This window comes from Nitrosomonas sp. JL21 (assembly GCF_009833095.1).
GTDB lineage: Bacteria > Pseudomonadota > Gammaproteobacteria > Burkholderiales > Nitrosomonadaceae > Nitrosomonas.
In genome coordinates this window covers 57,743-74,927 of the sequence record NZ_QRCB01000019.1, presented here as the reverse complement: position 1 = coordinate 74,927, position 17,185 = coordinate 57,743, and the positions used below count along the sequence as shown (strand labels likewise).

Here is a 17,185-nt window from a genome sequence, read left to right as displayed (position 1 = left end):
TCCTCCACTGTCAAGGTGAAGATTTACCAGCTTGATGCGTTAGATTACCAAAAGATGTCTAACCTAACAAATGAATAATCTAAGGCAGGCAATACTTATTTACGCCATTACCTTAATTGCAGATGAAAGTCGGCTTTTATAGCGTGCAGCCTTATTTTTGTGAATGATGCCTTTATCCGCGATTGAATCCACTGTTCCGATGGAACTATTAAAAACTTGCTGAGCGGCTGTTTTATCTCCCGATTCGATCACTTTGCGAATGGATTTGATACAAGTGCGTAGTTTCGAGCGCAGACTGACATTGTGTTCTCTTCTTTTTACAGCTTGTCTTGCACGCTTCTTTGCTTGTGAACTATTGGCCATGAGTTCCGATGCCCTTGATAAAAAAAGATTCCGATGATACGTTCTTTTTTATGAGATTGCAACTTAGCACTGCAAACTCAAATTAACATAATAACCAATATAATTCAATATATTACCAAAATATTACACTATCACTTTGTTGGTGGTTTACAGTAAAATCTGGCTGAAAATTCGGAATTGCGCTGCCTATTCCTAATAACATCTCCCCCTTCTTTCATACACACCATGATCGATTTATCCAGATTAGGAAAATATTCATTAGAACCGGGTTGCGCCGACGTAGGTGGAACCTTCTCTCTTATTCTTGCACATAATTCAGGTTCGTTCGGTTTTGAAGGTGCATTCTCCATGGCGGGCAAAGGACAAAGATTACATGGATCACCAGGACATAGACATCCTTCGCAATTCGCGTAAGCCCATGCAGACAGTAAATAAAATCCAAAACCGCAAAAAATACCCAAACATTGCTGTTGGATGTGTGATCGCAAAAATACACCTTTCATCTTTATGAGCACTTTTGTGATTTTTTGATTTCCGAAACTCACGTTGTTACATCCTTAAGCTGATTTGATATTTAAAATAATCTCAATATGCAAAGTAATCTGGTCAAAGTAACTGGTCTATATTGATAAAAACGAAATACATGCATGTCGTTTTAGAATGATACAATTCCCATGCAGAATGATTCAGGAAGCACTTTTACCCCTCATATTTTCTGATGCAAGAATAGAATAAGGAAAACCACTAATGATTTCAATAGCCGAGCATAAGACTATTTTAAGTATCAAAATATTTAACCACCTAATCTTAGTCTTTTGCATTTGCTTTATATTTTTTCTGGGCGCATGGCATCCTTCTGTCGTGAAAGCAGAAGCCCTTGAAAAGCTTCAATATAATGCCAGCGCTGCTTATGAAAAAATGATGGAAACCAAAAACTCAGCTGAAACACTCACTAAAGATGTTGTGCTTGCCGAAAAAAAATTGGCTTCAGTAAAACAGAAACTCTCTGCAGCCGAAGAAGAAGTTGAAATTGCAAAGCGAAAAGCAGAACAGGCAAAAACTTCCATGGAGCAAGCTACTCATCAATGGAAGCAGGCAACCGATGCGTTGGCTAATGAATGGGGAAAATCAGAAATTAAATAACTGTATCAATTCTCTTCATAGTTGAAGAGACATTTTGACATGCGGAATGCCCGCGTCCATAAATTCATTCCCGTATACTTGAAACCCAAATTTCCGATAGAAATCCACCGCCGCCACTTGCGCGTTCAATACTGCATTATGCATTCCTAGGCTGATCATTTCTTCAAGTGCTTTTTGCAATATAGCACTACCAACTCCCTGCTTCCGCCATTCTTTCATCACGGCCATTCGGCCGATGTGCCCACTCGACAAGAACCGCGCTGTTCCTATCGGCTCCCCCTGGGCATCGCATGCAAGAACATGCGCGCTCGTTCGGTCAAACTCATCCCATTCTAATTCTGCGGGCACCTGCTGCTCTTGAATAAAAACGACAGTCCGTACAATCCGAAGCAGGGAGGCATCCGCTTCCCAACGTGCAATTCGTATTGAAAATAACGCTTCAGACTTACCCATCACTAAAGATGACTTAGTCCCCATCACATTTCATGCTTACTTAAATGGGTGACGCAGCACGATAGTATCGTCCCTATCAGGTCCGGTAGAAATCATATCGATCGGTGTTTCACATATTTCTTCCAAACGCTTCAAGTAATTCTGAGCAGACTTCGGTAACTGTTCAAATTGCCTAATTCCCGCCGTATTTTCTGACCAACCGGGTATTTCCTCATAGATGGGCTCACAATTACTGAGATCATCTGCACCAACCGGTAATATATCGGTACTGTGACCATCATTGGACATATAGCCAATTCCTAGATTGAGACTTTCTACGCCATCCAACACATCCAGCTTGGTGATACATAATCCCGTCACGCCATTAATCTGAATCGAACGCTTGAGTGCAACCGCATCAAACCAACCACACCGGCGCGGACGGCCCGTTGTGGATCCGAACTCATGCCCACGCGAGGCCAGATGTTGACCTATGTCATCATCCAATTCTGTAGGAAATGGACCTGAACCAACCCGAGTCGTATAAGCTTTGGTGATGCCTAATACATAATGCAGCATTTGTGGCCCAACGCCACTGCCCGGCCCAGCAGCACCTGCAACGCAATTACTTGAGGTGACAAAAGGATAGGTACCATGATCAATATCCAATAGCGCACCTTGAGCGCCTTCAAACAACAAATTATTGCCCGCTTTCTGGGCATCGAATAACAATCGGGGAACATCCGCAATCATCGGTTTGATTCGTTCAGATTGTGCCAAAGCTTCTTCCAGCGTTTTCTGAAAATCGACAATAGCCGCATTGAAATAGTGCTTCAATACGAAATTATGATAATCAAGTATTTCACCCAGCTTCGCTGCCAAACGATCGCGATGAAAAAGATCTTGCAATCGGATTGCACGCCGCGCAACTTTATCCTCATAGGCAGGCCCAATACCTCGTCCGGTAGTACCAATTTTTTCTATACCACGAGCATTTTCCCGTGCATTATCAAGGGCTATATGACACGGCAATATTAATGGACAAGCCTCACTGATCCGCAAGCGGGCACTGACATCAATGCCGTTTTTCTCCAACATATCAATTTCATTCAACAATGCTTCCGGTGAAATCACAACGCCATTCCCGATGTAACAAATAACGCGATCACGTAAAATGCCCGAGGGAATCAGATGCAATACGGTTTTTTTATTGCCGATAACCAACGTATGTCCGGCGTTATGCCCACCTTGGAAACGAACCACGCCCTGAGCATGATCCGTTAACCAATCGACAACCTTTCCTTTTCCTTCATCACCCCATTGCGTACCGATGACCACCACATTTTTAGTCATATCTTCAATCTCTTCACGATCCTGTTACAAAAAATCAAATCTCTTCAATCATCCATTGACCATTCTTCAAAACCATTCGTCGATCACAATTCTGACGATGGTCTTTTTGTCCCGGTAATTCGATCACGACGATATGTCCGGCTTTTCGAAGTTGCTCGATCATTGCATCCAGCTCTTTGTTGTTTTTCTGAAATGGGGCGCTAATCGCCTTGGGATAAGGTTTTGGTCTAATCAATCTGGACAGATCTCGAAGATCCATACTATAACCCGTTGCTGGCCGGGAACGTCCAAACGCTTTGCCAATTTCATCGTAGCGACCGCCTAATGCAATCGCGTTAGAACAACCGCGCGCATAAGCAGCGAAAACGATACCGGTATGGTAGTGATAACCCCGAAGATCCGCCAGATCAAATGCAATATGTTCGACGATGGCCGTCATCTCTTGTTTGATCATGCTTAATTCATTCAATGCAGTTCTAATTTCCGGATAATCAGGCAGCCATTTTGCGGCATCCGTCAAAACATGGTCGCCACCATATAGCTCTGGCAACAGCAACAAGGCATCTCGCGCAGATTGTTGCAAAGGGCGGCATAGTTCTTTTAAGGTAGGGAGATCCTTAGCCTGAAGGGCGGTAAACAGTTCGGTTTCAAGCTGGGACGAAATACCAGCACCTTTGATCAGATTTCGAAAAACTGCCACATGCCCGAGATCCAAATGAATTTCACTCAAACCTGCAACCGATAGGCATTTCAGCATGAGTTGCTGAATCTCGAGATCACTTTCCAACCCGGAATGACCGTACAGTTCGGCGCCTACTTGAAGAGGCTCCCGGGTTTGCGTGATGCCTGAAGATACGGTATGCAATACGGTATTGGCATAACATAAACGTGTTATGCCGTTGGAATTCAATAAATGCGCATCGATCCGTGCAGCTTGCGGAGTCATATCTGCACGCAAACCCATCATACGCCCACTGAGCTGGTCGATGACTTTGAATGTTTGCAAATCCATGTCTCGCCCACTGCCGGAGAGCAAGGATTCCAAATATTCGAGCAAGGGAGGTATTATTTGCTGATAACCATGTACTAGCATCAGGTCAATGATCTGTCTTCGCATTGCTTCAATATGCAATGCTTCAACGGGTAATATATCTTCAACATACTCTGGAAGGAGCCAATCATGCATGATGCTATCGATCTATTAATGGTCAGAAAGAAACTTAGTTTACGAGAAGAAGAATCATCAGCCCAATCAGCATGGATGTCAGACCTATGAATCGTATTTGATTGTCATTAATTTCAATTAATTTCCTGAATGCTTCTCGCCAAGTCTGAGGGGATAGAAAAGGCAGCATTCCTTCTAGAATCAACATTAAAGCAACTGCCATCAGAAAAGATTCCCACATATCGCTACAACTCCCGCATTATCAATAATTTGTTGGACCTCATAGAGCTAGCAAAAAATTAAGAGGTTCCGTTGATCGAGTAGAGAAAATTACTACGATTTTCAGAACCTCTTAATAATTTACCGCCAATATGTACACAACTTGCTACTTGAACATAACCATCACTTCATGAACTCACCTATCGTCACTCACTTCAGAAGCAACCTTACCATATGGTGTTTTCATTCTCTGATCGAAATTATTGCTTGGCAATAGCAGGATCCTTCAAATATTTAAAGAATTCAGAAGTAGGCTCAAGAACCATCATATCCCCTTTATTTTTAAAGGAGTGCTTATAGGCATCCATGCTACGCCAGAAAGCATAAAACTCAGGGTCTTTCTGAAAGGCTGCCGCATAGGTTGCCGCAGCTTGACTATCGCCATCACCCATGGTTTTTTGAGCTTCACGGTAAGCCTCAGCGAGTATGACCTCGCGCTGCCTGTCAGCATCGGCACGGATTTTCTCGGACTCTGCAGCACCCGTTGAGCGCAACTCATTTGCAACTCGTTTTCTTTCCGCTTCCATGCGTCTGAACACCGATTCACTCACTTCCTGGGGAAGGTCAACCCGTTTAAGGCGTACATCAACCACCTCGACGCCAATGGAGCGCGCATCATTATCCGCTTTCTGACGCATAATCTCCATAATGACATCACGCTCTCCTGAAACTACATCATGCACGGTTCGGTTACCGAATTCATCCCGCAAACTCGCATTGATGGTTTGCGCCAAGCGGGTTTGCGCCAGATTCTCATCCCCACGCACACTGATATAATATTGTTTGACATCGACGATACGCCATTTTACGAACAAATCCACCAGAACATTCTTTTTCTCTGAGGTGATGAATCGCTCAGGTTCTTCTGTATTCATCGTCAAAATACGCTTATCGAAATAACGCACATTCTGAGCCAGAGGAATTTTGAAATACAAGCCGGGCTCAGTTTTCACATCAATCACTTCCCCCAACTGAAAAAGAATCGCCTGCTGCCGCTGATCAACGATATAGATAGCCGAACTACCCAAAAAGAATACGGCAATAATGATACCTGCCAATACTGATGCAATATTTCTCATCTATCTAATCTCCCTGTCACGACTGCGAAAAGATTCTCGAGTACGTATGCTGTTGTCTGGGGTTGCTTCTTGCGCCGAGGATTGAACAACTGGCGAAGAAGGAGCAGGTGAAGATCCAGTCATTTGAATCAATTTATCGAGCGGCAAGTACAACAAATTGTTACCATTTTTCTGATCGACCATGATCTTGCTGGTATTCGATAATACCTGCTGCATCATGTCCAGATACAAGCGCTCGCGAGTCACCGTAGGCGCTTTGCTGTATTCCGCCAGTATCTGTTCAAAACGCTTTGCATCACCTTCGGCACTGACAATGACCCGCTGTTTATAGCCTTCGGATTCTTGAATTAAACGTGCCGCATTACCAACTGCTCTTGGAATCACATCATTGGCATAGGCCTGTCCCTCATTTTTTTGCCGTTCCCGGTCTTGCCCTGCTTTGACTGCATCATCAAATGCGGCTTGCACTTGTTCAGGTGGCTGAGCATTCTGCATCGTAACTTTACTTATCAAAATGCCTATTTCATAGCGATCTAGAATCTTTTGCATCAACTGAGTCGCGTTTGCAGCTACTTGTTCACGCCCCTCATACAGGACGTAATCCATTTTACTTTTGCCAATTACCTGTCTGATGGCCGTTTCAGCCGCTTGCAAAACGGCATCATCTGGATTTCTATTCTTGAATAGGAAATTCTCAGGGTTATTCAAAATATACTGAACAGCAAACTGAATATCGATGATATTTTCATCATCAGTCAGCATTAATGATTCTCTGAGTACCTTGCTGCGCACATTGTTACGATAACCAATCTCCACGGTTCGAACCTGGCTGACGTTCACGATTTCCACTTTCTCGACCGGATAGGGTAAGTGCCAGCGTAACCCTGCAAGTGACGTCTCAGTGTATTGACCAAAGCGAATCACGACTCCTCGATGACCCTCATCAACGATATAGAATCCACTCGCCAACCATACTGCCAAGAGCAAACCAAGAATAATTACAATACTGCCGCCACCGTGTGATTTTGGAGTATTTTCTCGAGAACCTTCATCCCCGCCTCCGTTTTTTTTCTGTCCAAAAATATTATTGATTTTTTTGTTAACGTTGCGCAGCACGTCATCCAAATCTGGCGGACCTGAGTCACCTTTGTTCTTTCCCCACTGTGGATCGTTTAATCCCATAATAATTCCTGTCTTGTTCGTTCAAAAAAGTTCTTGTACCGTAGCACAGCCACCCGTCATTTTCTCAGCATCTGTTGATTTTTCATAAAATTTTTTAGAGTGCTCTGCAATTGCTTCCGACAATGCTTGCTTCACAAACTCAATACCTTCCCCTGTTTTTGCGCTTAGACGAATCCGCGTTATTCTATCATATTCATCACGTATGCAGCTTTCACTCCCCAAAGACAAGTCAGCCAAGTCTACCTTGTTCAAGATTAGAATTTGAGGAATTGTATCTGCACCGATTTCTTTCAGAATCTTATTGACTTCATCAAACTGATCCTCACGGTTTGAACTATTGGCATCCACCACATGGAGAAGCAAGTCTGCGTGAATTGTTTCTTCAAGTGTCGCCCGAAAAGCCGCTATCAATGTAGGCGGCAAATCCCGGATGAAACCTACAGTATCAGAAATGACCACTGATCCCGCTTCGCCCAAGAATAACTTTCGGGTGGTAGTATCCAATGTCGCAAACAATTGGTCCGCCGCGTATGAGTGAGCATGCGTCAAACGATTGAAAAGCGTGGATTTTCCTGCATTGGTATAACCTACAATCGATACCGATAAGATGTCGGTACGTTGTCTGGATCTTCTCTGCAAAGTACGCTGACGCTGCAAAGTCAGTAATTTTTCTTTTAATACCTTGACTCTTTTTTTGATTAACCGGCGATCCGTTTCTAACTGCGTTTCCCCCGGTCCGCGTAAACCGATACCTCCCTTTTGTCGTTCAAGGTGAGTCCATCCCCGAATCAATCGCGTAGCAAGATGCTCAAGCTGAGCAAGCTCAACTTGTAATTTTCCTTCATAACTCTTTGCTCGTTGGGCAAAAATATCCAGAATCAGACTGGTGCGATCAATAACAGAGCAATTGAGACGTAACGACAGGTTACGCTGTTGAGCAGGGGATAGATCATGATTGAATACCACAAGCTCAGCGTGAGTTTGAGTTATCGCATGCATCAGTTCGGCTACTTTTCCGCTCCCGATATAAGTCGTAGAATCAGGCCGAATCCGTTTTCCCTCGATAATAGCTACGATTTGAAGCTGCGCGCTAAGAACCAATTGTTGTAATTCTTGCAGGCGATCAGGATGATCGCCATGCCCAAAATTAACACTGACAAGTATAGCCGCGATATTTTTTATTTTTAGTTTTTGCATATCTCAAATGATATGCAAGCTCAAGTATCATGCGTTTCCGTCACGTCAATTGGCATAGTAACCGCTTTAGCAGGCACCACCGTGGAAATTGCATGTTTGTATACCATCTGCGTAACCGAGTTTTTCAATAACACGACATATTGATCGAATGAATCGATCTGACCTTGCAATTTAATTCCATTCACTAAATAGATCGAAACCGGAATATGCTCTTTCCGGAGAATATTCAGAAATGGATCTTGCAGTAATTGCCCCTTGTTACCCATCGGTAATTCCCTATTCTAGTTATTGGTTATCGGAATAACGACTGTACTTGATTTTCCGATGTAAATCAACATCAGATTACGCTCATTTCGCAAGAAATTAATTTGATTCATACAATGACAATGAGAAATTTTCAGACACTCAGACTTGATCTTCTGAATGCCTGAAAGAATACACTCCAATTATCTTGATTACGAATCGAGACAGATGACTCAATCTTGATTCCAGCGGTTTAGAATGGTTCTGGGCGAGGAGTATTGCTGTTTGAAGGTGGTAAAATAGGCAACTTGATGTTGGGTTGCTCACCTGTCAGTGTTTTAAGGAAGGCGACAATGCTATCAATTTCTTTTTTGTTGAAATCACGATCCAATTGTATTTTCCCCATTATTTTCACAGCATCTTCAAGCGTGGCCACTGCACCGTCATGGAAATAAGGATATGTCAATTCAATATTACGCAATGTGGGTACTTTGAATACATTCAAGTCACTATCTTTGCCGGTAACAGCTTTCCTTCCTTCTATCTTGCTTTTCGTTGTGTAAGGATGATGGACACCGAACTTTTGATACAACGCACCGCCTACGGCAGGACCATTATGACAACCCGAGCAGCCAGCACTTTTGAACAAGGCATATCCTTCCAGCTCTTGCGCGTTTAAAGCCTGTTTATCGCCTTCCAGCCATTTATCAAAACGCGATCCTGGCGTCACCAACGTATCTTCAAATGCGGCAATGGCGGTGGTGATTTTATCGATATCAATTTTGCCATCCCCGAAAGCCTTCTCAAAATAGGGGCGATACTGCGGAATGGATTGTATCGTATCTACAGCCAACTTATGAGTAGATCCCATTTCTCCCGGATTCGCAATTGGCCCTCCCGCTTGTTCTTTTAAATCTTTTGCCCGACCATCCCAGAACTGAGCAAGATTCATTCGAGAATTCAACACAGTCGGTGCATTAATCGGTCCCTGCTGCCATTTGTGACCGATAGAGCTCGGGATATTGTCAGTTCCGCCCATGCTCAAATTGTGGCAAGAATTGCAAGAAATAAAGCCAGATTTTGATAAGCGTGGATCAAAAAACAACATTTTACCCAGTTCTACCAAATCAGCATTCTCTACCTTGGCTGGCTTGATGGGCTGAATAGGTTCAGTTGCAGAAACACTCATCGAAGTGGCAAGAGCCCCAATCGATAGCAGCGATGCAAGCAGTGTACGTATCTTCATCGGTATTCTCCCTAAAAAACGGCTGTAGTGGCGCAGCCGATTACGCCTGATGAAAAACCCAAAATGGGAATCTAAAGCATAAAGAAGTGTTACATGAATGTCCTATAACACTGTATTGAGTGATAAAAATTTCCTACTCAAGCTCTTTGGAAAACAACATTCTGATAATAAACATCATTCATTGGTTTCGAAGTGGTTAGCCAAAATAACTTTCTTGGCCTCTTTGATCGACTGATGTTTGTCATAGCCGGCGCGCTGACACGGACCGGATTTGAGCAAGCGCGACAGCTCTGTCAATGCTTGCCTATACACTTTCCGCTTAAATTCAACCACCGAATCCAATTCAACCCAATATTGATTCCAGCGCCAAGCATCAAACTCTGGATGAGTACTGCGACGGAGAGAAACGTCGCTATCGCGCCCGATCAGGCGCAACAAATACCAAATCTGTTTTTGTCCCTTATAGTTTCCTCGCCATTCTTTCCGGATCCAGCGTTCTGGTACTTCATAACGTAACCAGTCACGGGTACGTCCTACAATCTCAACGTGATTCGGACACAACCCTATTTCCTCGGTCAATTCCCTGTACATAGCCTGCTCAGGACTTTCCCCGGATTTAATGCCGCCTTGAGGGAATTGCCAAGAATTTTGTTTTATGCGTTTACCCCAGAAAACCTCATTCTTCGAATTCAGCAGAATAATACCGACATTGGGGCGATAACCATTCCGGTCAATCATGTGAAATTACCCGTTTGACCCAATAAATGAGTAGATTTTTTCATATTTTTCTATAGATTGAAAGTGCTTCACTATAAAAATCCCTACTTCGACGAGAGCTACTATTTATCGCTGGGAAGAACTGCCCACTTTGCATAGATTCCCACGTCATGAGGCATTTCAAGGTAAAATTCATTAATCTTACTATCATAATGGAATCACCCATGCGCGTCTCACAATTTTTTCTGTCAACACTCAGAGAAGCACCCACTGAAGCAGAACTCATCAGTCATGCGCTGATGTTGCGCGCAGGTCTAATAAAAAAGCTTGGGAGTGGCCTCTATACTTGGATGCCATTGGGTCTGAGAGTATTAAGAAAAATTGAACATATCGTTCGAGAAGAAATGAACGGGAGCGGCGCAATTGAAGTTTTGATGCCCGCTATCCAGCCCGCCGAATTATGGCAAGAATCAGGACGATGGGATGTATTCGGACCGCAAATGCTTAAAATCAAGGATCGTCATGAGCACGATTTCTGTTTTGGCCCGACTCATGAAGAAATAATCACCGATATCGCACGACGAGAAATCAAGAGCTACCGCCAACTACCGCTCAACTTTTATCAAATTCAGACAAAATTCCGCGATGAAATACGGCCTCGTTTTGGCGTTATGCGGGCACGAGAATTTTTAATGAAAGATGCGTATTCCTTTCATACCGATGAAAATAGCTTATTGCAAACCTATCAACGCATGTTTGAGACGTATAGCCGTATTTTCACTCGATTGGGGCTGAAATTCCGGGCGGTTGCGGCTGATACCGGAGCAATTGGTGGAAGCGGCTCGCATGAATTCCATGTTCTGGCAGATTCCGGCGAAGATGCCATCGCCTTTTGCCCTGACTCCGACTATGCCGCCAATATCGAACTGGCCAGCTCATTGTTATTACCTCGGCAGCGTGAAGTACCTGAGGGTGACATGCAAAAAATTTCGACGCCAGAACAGAAAACCTGTACCGAGGTTGCCGAATTCTTAAAAATTCCACTGCATAAAACGGTAAAAACGCTGGCGGTAAAAGCAAACGAGACTGTGTACTTGTTATTGCTGCGCGGTGATCATCAGCTCAATGAGCTGAAAGTCAGGAAAATACCCTTCTTATCGGAATTTCAAATGGCCAGCGAAGGAGATATCCTACGAGAAATTGGGACAGTGCCCGGATATATCGGCCCCGTGGGTGCGAACACCTGCATCATTGCCGATCAGGCAGTGATCAATATGAGCAATTTCGTCTGCGGTGCCAATGACGAGGGATTTCATTTCACCAATGTCAATTTTGACCGGGATCTGAAAACACCCGAGCATGTGTTTGATATTCGCAACGTCGTCGCTGAGGATCTTTCTCCCGATGGAAAGGGAAAGTTGGAAATTTGCCGCGGCATTGAAGTAGGCCATATTTTCCAGCTTCGGACGAAATATTCTGAGCAAATGAAAGCCACTTATTTGGATGAATCAGGGCAGATGCGCTACATGGAAATGGGGTGCTACGGCATAGGCATTTCAAGGATTGCAGCTGCCGCCATCGAACAGAGTCATGACGAGCGTGGCATTATTTTTCCAGCCACAATGGCACCTTTTGAACTGGCGATCGTACCGATTGGTTTACACAAAAGTAATTCGGTAAAAGAAACGGTGGACAAACTGTATCAGCAATTCCTGGATGCTCATGTCGATGTATTACTGGACGATCGGGACGAACGGCCGGGGGTAATGTTTGCGGATATGGAGCTGATCGGCATTCCACATCGAATCGTGATCGGAGAACGAGGATTGAAGCAATCCATTGCCGAGTACCAAGGTCGCACCGATCAAGACTCGCAGAATGTTCCCATTGATAAAATTTTTTCATTTATAACCGAGCGATTATGTTCAAATTAATTTCCACGATCATACTGCTGCTGTGTAGTCATTCGATATACGCCAATAGCCTATCTTACGAGCAACTGGCAGCCCATACTCGAACGATTATTACCCATGAAACCAGCGATCAGGGAGTCTCTTATTCAGAATATGCTCAAATGGCTGATAACGTTACCTGGCTTGTCGTCATGGGCCGTCGATTGGAAAAATTCATACCCGATCTGCTCGAACGGGAAGAATTCCTGAGAACAGTATTCTATGAAGCCAGACGTGCAGGATTAGACCCGCAGCTCGTATTGAGCATCATCCAAGTCGAAAGCGGTTTTAAGAAATACGCCATTTCACATGCAGGAGCGCGCGGCTATATGCAAATCATGCCGTTCTGGATCGAGGCGATCGGTCAGGACGATCACAATCTTTTTCATTTACGCATGAACCTGCGCTATGGATGCACCATTTTGCGCCATTATCTTGATATGGAAGGGGGAAATTATTTTCGTGCACTGGGGCGTTACAACGGCAGTCTTGGTGAATCGACCTATCCCCAATTGGTATTCAATAAATGGCATACGACGTGGCGCTATAACCCATCTTCCCCAACCAGCTAGACAGCTAGAAAGTTCCAACCAGCATGACCCATGGGAATGACAATCCAGCTCAAGAATGCCGAATGAATATGTTGCGTCTGATTTCAACATTGCCTGACTAAACCAGAGCAGTTGCTCAGAGCATTCTTCATGCTCTAAGGATGCTTATCCTTAACTTTAGGAACAGACTTGGATTGAATGAATTGTTCGATTTCTTCCCGGGAAATTATCCCTAACTGGCGCGCAGCCGGATTTCCCTCCGGATCAAAGAAATAAGTACTCGGCAGCAACGAAATCTCATCCAGTTGTGAAGCAATCTTTCGATTGCCCAGCACTGTCGGATAGGTGATTCCCATCTTTTGAACAAAATCGAGCACTATTTTCGGGTCATCGGCATCCATCGACACGCCAATGATCATGATATCTTTGCGGCTCTCATATAATGCAATCAAATCCGGAATTTCTTTAAGACACGGCGGACACCAAGTTGCCCAAAAGTTAACCAGCACCCACCGGCCTTTATAATCGTCAAGTTGCTGCAATTTACCGGTGGTATCCCGGAATTGGAACGCCTGCGCGTGGACACTCAGCAATAAAACTGCCGAAGAAATCAAACCTATCAAAACTTGCCTCATCATTCCATTGCCCACTATTTTCGAAATTGAGCCCATCAAACTTGCGGATGCGCTCGTTCGAGTTTACTGCATAATTTATTCAATGCACTCAGATATGCCTTGGCCGAGGCCACCACGATATCGGTATCTGCACCGTGTCCATTGACGATACGGTCGGATTTGCGTAACCGAACGGTTACTTCACCTTGAGCATCGGTTCCGCTGGTAATGTTATTCACTGAAAACAACTGAAGCTCGGCGCCGCTTGATAACAGCGTTTCAATCGCTCGGAACGTGGCATCAACCGGCCCGCTACCTTGTGATTCAGCGCAAATTTCATTGCCATTATCGGAAATCACCACGCGGGCATAAGGAATTTCACCCGTTTCACAGTGCACGGTCAGTGATATCAATCGAAAACACTCTTGCAGTATTACCACTTCATCGGAAACCAAGGCCTGCAGATCTTCGTCAAAAATCTCGTGTTTCTTATCTGCCAATTCCTTGAAGCGCATGAAAATATTATTCAGCATTTCTTCTGATTCCAGTTCGATGCCTAATTCCATCAGCCGATTTCGAAACGCATTCCGGCCGGAGTGTTTTCCCAGCAACAGCTTATTTGCGCCCCAACCGACATCTTCCGCCCGCATGATTTCATAAGTTTCCCGGTGCTTCAGTACACCATCCTGATGAATGCCCGATTCATGCGCGAAGGCATTGGCCCCTACGATGGCTTTGTTCGGTTGCACGGGAAAACCGGTAATTCCGGAAACCAGTTTGCTCGCAGTCACGATATGCGTGGTATCGATCCGGGTATCGCAAGGAAAATAGTCTTTGCGCGTTCGCACAGCCATCACAATCTCCTCCAATGCCGCATTACCAGCTCTTTCTCCGAGGCCGTTGATGGTGCACTCAACCTGCCGTGCCCCATTCATCACGGCCGCCAATGAATTGGCCACCGCCAACCCCAGATCATTATGACAATGCACTGAAAACACGGCCTTATCGGAATTCGGAATACGTTCGCGCAGGGTTTTGATCAACTGGCCAAATTGATCAGGCATCGTGTAACCCACCGTGTCCGGGATATTTAATGTCGTGGCACCAGCTTCGATGACGGCCTCAAGAATACGGCATAAAAAATCGATTTCCGATCGACCTGCATCTTCCGGGGAGAACTCAATATTATCCGTGTATTGGCTCGCCCATTTCACCGCTTTCACCGCCTGGGCAATCACTTGATCGGGTGACATTCTCAGCTTGTTCTTCATGTGAATCGGCGACGTGGCGATGAAGGTATGAATACGTGCTGATTGTGCGCCTTTCAAAGCTTCGCCCGTACGCTGAATATCGGCTTCGATGGCACGTGCCAGACCACAGACCACACTCTCCTTGACTAAATCAGCAACCGCTTTGACAGCTTCAAAATCTCCATTCGAGGCCGCAGGAAATCCTGCCTCGATGACATCGACGCCCATGCGTTCCAACTGCCACGCAATACGAACTTTTTCCTCTTTGGTCATGGATGCGCCAGGACTTTGCTCGCCATCTCGTAAGGTCGTATCAAATATAATTAAATGCTCTTGCATTACACTCTCCGCGTCATGAAGAAACCAACAATAAGGGAAAATTCGTTATACGAATTTTACAGAATAGAAGTGAGGATAAGGAAGGATATTTAGCGCGCAGGGCGCAACAGCAGCGCCATCCGTCGAAGTGATGGAACTGAAATTACGCGTTGTGTATGAGCAAGGTAAAACATAATGGCGGAATATAAATAGTTTTCCTTTATTACGCAATAGCGTCCCTTACAAAAACCATGAAAAGTTGGTAGCGGCAGCGAGGCGAGGTTGGGTTCAATGAAAGCGCAATTGATGGATAATATTAATGAGACAAATAAAGACTAAAGACTAAAGACTAAAGATTAAGATTTTGAATTCGTCTCACATCGCATGCTTGAGTGATAGTTTTTCATGGATTTTTAAGAATCCGTCACGTCGCTGGACTTCTTATTCCTGCCATACCGCCATAATTTTATGACGATGCCTGAGAAAGCATAGGCTGCAAACAAACAAAACAATACTACCGGCGGATGACTCGGGATTAATACGAAGAAAAACAATACCAACAGCAAGATCGTGAAAAAAGGAACACGCCGTCGCAGATTGAATTCCTTGCCGCTGTAATAGGGAATGTTACTGACCATCGTCAAGGCAGCAAACAACGTCACCACGCACGCCAACCATTTGACATCACTGCCCTGTCCCTGGAAATTAATGGTCACCCACACCAATCCTGCAATCAATGCTGCCGCCGCTGGACTTGGAAGTCCTTGGAAAAAACGCTTGTCGACCACTTCGATATTGGTGTTGAAGCGCGCCAAGCGCAATGCGGCGCAGGCACAGTAAATGAATGCAATGATCCATCCCCACTGATTCATTTCCTTCAGAGCCCACTCATAAACGATCAATGCCGGCGCAATTCCAAAAGACACCATATCCGACATGCTGTCGTATTCCGCGCCAAACTCACTCTGAGTTCCGGTAAGCCGCGCGACCCGACCATCCAAACCATCGAGCACCATCGCAATGAACACAGCAATTGCGGAATATTCAAAATTTCCATTCATGGCCTGAACGATGGCATAGAACCCTGCAAACAGTGCAGCAGTGGTAAATAAATTCGGCAACAAATAGATACCGCGACGCCGCAGTCGGGATTTCAAGATGGTACGTTCAGGCAGAGAGTCAGGCATGGCATCGATGAAAAATGTTAATACATAAAAATATAGCCTGCTGACTCCGGCCATACATGATCAATTCAGGAAGCTCGGGAACCATCGAACGCTCCATTTTTCAGAATTCCCTTACCAGCTTCTTAAACTGTTCACGCTTTTGTTATCTGAATAACTTTTGAAACAGCGATAAATCCGGAGAAAAGAACGTTCTTCGATCGATATCCGTTTGATCACCGAAATTCAGCTAATACTGTCAGCGTGGCCGATACTTTGTCACCGATATTGACGTTGACCTTGGTATCCAGCGGTAAATAAACGTCCACACGAGAACCAAAGCGGATAAAACCGAACCGCTGACCGCGATTTAGATGTTCACCGGTCGCCACATGGCAGATTATCCGTTTAGCAATCAATCCAGCCACCTGCACGCAGGTCACATCGGCGCCATTATCAGCCTTGATCCAGAGCGCATTGCGCTCGTTCTCAAGTGAAGCTTTGGGCAAATCCGCGTTAATGAATTTTCCGGGGAAATACCATTTGTCGCGCACCTCTCCATCCACCGGGCTACGGTTGGAGTGAACATTGAATACATTCATGAATACACTGATCTTGATGGCTTCCCTATCAAGAAATGGGTCCTGAATTTTTTCAACGGCCACGATTCTTCCATCAGCCGGTGCCAGTATCGCCTTGGGATCAGATGGCACCTCTCGCGGAGGATCACGGAAAAACTGCAGAACAAAAATTGCAATGATCCAGAAAGGTATTGCCCAGGGCCAATCCATCAATACCGTAGCAGCAATCGCCGCTGAAAACGCTATGATAATGTGCAACCAACCCTCACGGGCGATAATGGGATGAGGATAATGAGCCATAAAAAATTAAAACTAAACCAAAATAAATGATGCGACGAAATTCAAATCCACGAAAGC

General features: G+C 44.7%; 18 protein-coding genes. 3 read left to right on the top strand and 15 right to left on the bottom strand.

Annotation, left to right across the window (positions count from 1 at the left end; genetic code table 11):
- Positions 1-99: 99 nt before the first annotated feature.
- Positions 100-363, bottom strand: coding sequence for a 30S ribosomal protein S20 (gene rpsT, locus ABF87_RS07115; protein ID WP_160828443.1), 264 nt, complete (start codon positions 361-363; stop codon positions 100-102).
- A 747-nt stretch (positions 364-1,110) separates the two neighbouring features.
- Here rpsT and ABF87_RS07110 point away from each other — a divergent pair.
- Entirely contained in the window at positions 1,111-1,506 is a 396-nt protein-coding gene (locus ABF87_RS07110) for a hypothetical protein (protein WP_160828442.1), read from the top strand.
- Between the two features lie 15 nt (positions 1,507-1,521).
- On the opposite strand, the gene ABF87_RS07105 is transcribed toward ABF87_RS07110, so the two are convergent.
- From ABF87_RS07105 to ABF87_RS07060, 10 genes are all read right to left on the bottom strand, one after another.
- Positions 1,522-1,983, bottom strand: coding sequence for a GNAT family N-acetyltransferase (locus ABF87_RS07105; protein WP_240143574.1), 462 nt, complete (start codon positions 1,981-1,983; stop codon positions 1,522-1,524).
- Between the two features lie 12 nt (positions 1,984-1,995).
- A complete protein-coding gene (locus tag ABF87_RS07100) occupies positions 1,996-3,291 on the bottom strand; it encodes an adenylosuccinate synthase (RefSeq protein WP_160828441.1) in 1,296 nt (431 codons plus the stop codon).
- Positions 3,292-3,325: 34 nt separating this feature from the next.
- Complete coding sequence (locus ABF87_RS07095) at positions 3,326-4,477, bottom strand: ATP phosphoribosyltransferase regulatory subunit (protein WP_160828440.1); 1,152 nt, start codon at positions 4,475-4,477, stop codon at positions 3,326-3,328.
- A 34-nt stretch (positions 4,478-4,511) separates the two neighbouring features.
- Complete coding sequence (locus ABF87_RS07090; RefSeq protein ID WP_160828439.1) at positions 4,512-4,697, bottom strand: DUF2065 domain-containing protein; 186 nt, start codon at positions 4,695-4,697, stop codon at positions 4,512-4,514.
- A 238-nt stretch (positions 4,698-4,935) separates the two neighbouring features.
- A complete protein-coding gene (gene hflC, locus ABF87_RS07085; protein ID WP_160828438.1) occupies positions 4,936-5,814 on the bottom strand; it encodes a protease modulator HflC in 879 nt (292 codons plus the stop codon).
- On the bottom strand, positions 5,815-6,996 hold the full coding sequence (gene hflK, locus ABF87_RS07080; RefSeq protein ID WP_160828437.1) for an FtsH protease activity modulator HflK: 1,182 nt from the start codon (positions 6,994-6,996) through the stop codon (positions 5,815-5,817).
- A gap of 21 nt (positions 6,997-7,017) precedes the next feature.
- Entirely contained in the window at positions 7,018-8,193 is a 1,176-nt protein-coding gene (gene hflX / locus ABF87_RS07075) for a GTPase HflX (RefSeq protein WP_160828436.1), read from the bottom strand.
- A 20-nt stretch (positions 8,194-8,213) separates the two neighbouring features.
- Positions 8,214-8,459 carry an RNA chaperone Hfq gene (gene hfq / locus ABF87_RS07070; protein WP_160828435.1) on the bottom strand — a complete coding sequence of 82 codons (246 nt, stop codon included), beginning with the start codon at positions 8,457-8,459 and terminating at the stop codon, positions 8,214-8,216.
- A gap of 230 nt (positions 8,460-8,689) precedes the next feature.
- Positions 8,690-9,682: a cytochrome-c peroxidase gene (locus ABF87_RS07065; protein WP_160828434.1), complete on the bottom strand. Its 993-nt coding sequence runs from the start codon at positions 9,680-9,682 to the stop codon at positions 8,690-8,692.
- 174 nt (positions 9,683-9,856) lie between these two features.
- Positions 9,857-10,420 carry an RNA pyrophosphohydrolase gene (locus ABF87_RS07060; protein WP_160828433.1) on the bottom strand — a complete coding sequence of 188 codons (564 nt, stop codon included), beginning with the start codon at positions 10,418-10,420 and terminating at the stop codon, positions 9,857-9,859.
- Between the two features lie 203 nt (positions 10,421-10,623).
- On the opposite strand from ABF87_RS07060, the gene ABF87_RS07055 reads away from it, so the two are divergent.
- The gene (locus ABF87_RS07055; RefSeq protein ID WP_160828432.1) at positions 10,624-12,333 is read left to right on the top strand and encodes a proline--tRNA ligase; all 1,710 of its coding nucleotides are present in this window, start codon (positions 10,624-10,626) and stop codon (positions 12,331-12,333) included.
- A complete protein-coding gene (locus ABF87_RS07050) occupies positions 12,321-12,923 on the top strand; it encodes a lytic transglycosylase domain-containing protein (protein WP_160828431.1) in 603 nt (200 codons plus the stop codon). Before ABF87_RS07055 ends, ABF87_RS07050 begins: the two co-directional genes overlap by 13 nt.
- A gap of 134 nt (positions 12,924-13,057) precedes the next feature.
- Here ABF87_RS07050 and ABF87_RS07045 read toward each other — a convergent pair whose 3' ends face one another.
- The 4 genes from ABF87_RS07045 to ABF87_RS07030 all read right to left on the bottom strand — a co-directional run bounded on the left by ABF87_RS07045 (position 13,058) and on the right by ABF87_RS07030 (position 17,128).
- Entirely contained in the window at positions 13,058-13,540 is a 483-nt protein-coding gene (locus ABF87_RS07045; RefSeq protein WP_160828430.1) for a TlpA disulfide reductase family protein, read from the bottom strand.
- 32 nt (positions 13,541-13,572) lie between these two features.
- Positions 13,573-15,105 (bottom strand): 2-isopropylmalate synthase, encoded by a 1,533-nt coding sequence (locus ABF87_RS07040; RefSeq protein ID WP_160828429.1) that lies wholly within the window; start codon positions 15,103-15,105, stop codon positions 13,573-13,575.
- A 392-nt stretch (positions 15,106-15,497) separates the two neighbouring features.
- Complete coding sequence (pssA, locus tag ABF87_RS07035) at positions 15,498-16,271, bottom strand: CDP-diacylglycerol--serine O-phosphatidyltransferase (RefSeq protein ID WP_160828451.1); 774 nt, start codon at positions 16,269-16,271, stop codon at positions 15,498-15,500.
- 212 nt (positions 16,272-16,483) lie between these two features.
- A complete protein-coding gene (locus tag ABF87_RS07030; protein WP_160828428.1) occupies positions 16,484-17,128 on the bottom strand; it encodes a phosphatidylserine decarboxylase in 645 nt (214 codons plus the stop codon).
- Between the last annotated feature and the right edge of the window lie 57 nt (positions 17,129-17,185).

Excerpts from the sequence above, each read along its gene's own strand:
- rpsT (WP_160828443.1), bottom strand. The coding sequence starts at position 363 with ATGGCCAATAGTTCACAAGCAAAGAAGCGTGCAAGACAAGCTGTAAAA.
- ABF87_RS07110 (WP_160828442.1), top strand. The coding sequence starts at position 1,111 with ATGATTTCAATAGCCGAGCATAAGACTATTTTAAGTATCAAAATATTT.
- ABF87_RS07105 (WP_240143574.1), bottom strand. The coding sequence starts at position 1,983 with ATGGGGACTAAGTCATCTTTAGTGATGGGTAAGTCTGAAGCGTTATTT.
- ABF87_RS07100 (WP_160828441.1), bottom strand. The coding sequence starts at position 3,291 with ATGACTAAAAATGTGGTGGTCATCGGTACGCAATGGGGTGATGAAGGA.
- ABF87_RS07095 (WP_160828440.1), bottom strand. The coding sequence starts at position 4,477 with ATGCATGATTGGCTCCTTCCAGAGTATGTTGAAGATATATTACCCGTT.
- ABF87_RS07090 (WP_160828439.1), bottom strand. The coding sequence starts at position 4,697 with ATGTGGGAATCTTTTCTGATGGCAGTTGCTTTAATGTTGATTCTAGAA.
- hflC (WP_160828438.1), bottom strand. The coding sequence starts at position 5,814 with ATGAGAAATATTGCATCAGTATTGGCAGGTATCATTATTGCCGTATTC.
- hflK (WP_160828437.1), bottom strand. The coding sequence starts at position 6,996 with ATGGGATTAAACGATCCACAGTGGGGAAAGAACAAAGGTGACTCAGGT.
- hflX (WP_160828436.1), bottom strand. The coding sequence starts at position 8,193 with ATGCAAAAACTAAAAATAAAAAATATCGCGGCTATACTTGTCAGTGTT.
- hfq (WP_160828435.1), bottom strand. The coding sequence starts at position 8,459 with ATGGGTAACAAGGGGCAATTACTGCAAGATCCATTTCTGAATATTCTC.
- ABF87_RS07065 (WP_160828434.1), bottom strand. The coding sequence starts at position 9,682 with ATGAAGATACGTACACTGCTTGCATCGCTGCTATCGATTGGGGCTCTT.
- ABF87_RS07060 (WP_160828433.1), bottom strand. The coding sequence starts at position 10,420 with ATGATTGACCGGAATGGTTATCGCCCCAATGTCGGTATTATTCTGCTG.
- ABF87_RS07055 (WP_160828432.1), top strand. The coding sequence starts at position 10,624 with ATGCGCGTCTCACAATTTTTTCTGTCAACACTCAGAGAAGCACCCACT.
- ABF87_RS07050 (WP_160828431.1), top strand. The coding sequence starts at position 12,321 with ATGTTCAAATTAATTTCCACGATCATACTGCTGCTGTGTAGTCATTCG.
- ABF87_RS07045 (WP_160828430.1), bottom strand. The coding sequence starts at position 13,540 with ATGATGAGGCAAGTTTTGATAGGTTTGATTTCTTCGGCAGTTTTATTG.
- ABF87_RS07040 (WP_160828429.1), bottom strand. The coding sequence starts at position 15,105 with ATGCAAGAGCATTTAATTATATTTGATACGACCTTACGAGATGGCGAG.
- pssA (WP_160828451.1), bottom strand. The coding sequence starts at position 16,271 with ATGCCTGACTCTCTGCCTGAACGTACCATCTTGAAATCCCGACTGCGG.
- ABF87_RS07030 (WP_160828428.1), bottom strand. The coding sequence starts at position 17,128 with ATGGCTCATTATCCTCATCCCATTATCGCCCGTGAGGGTTGGTTGCAC.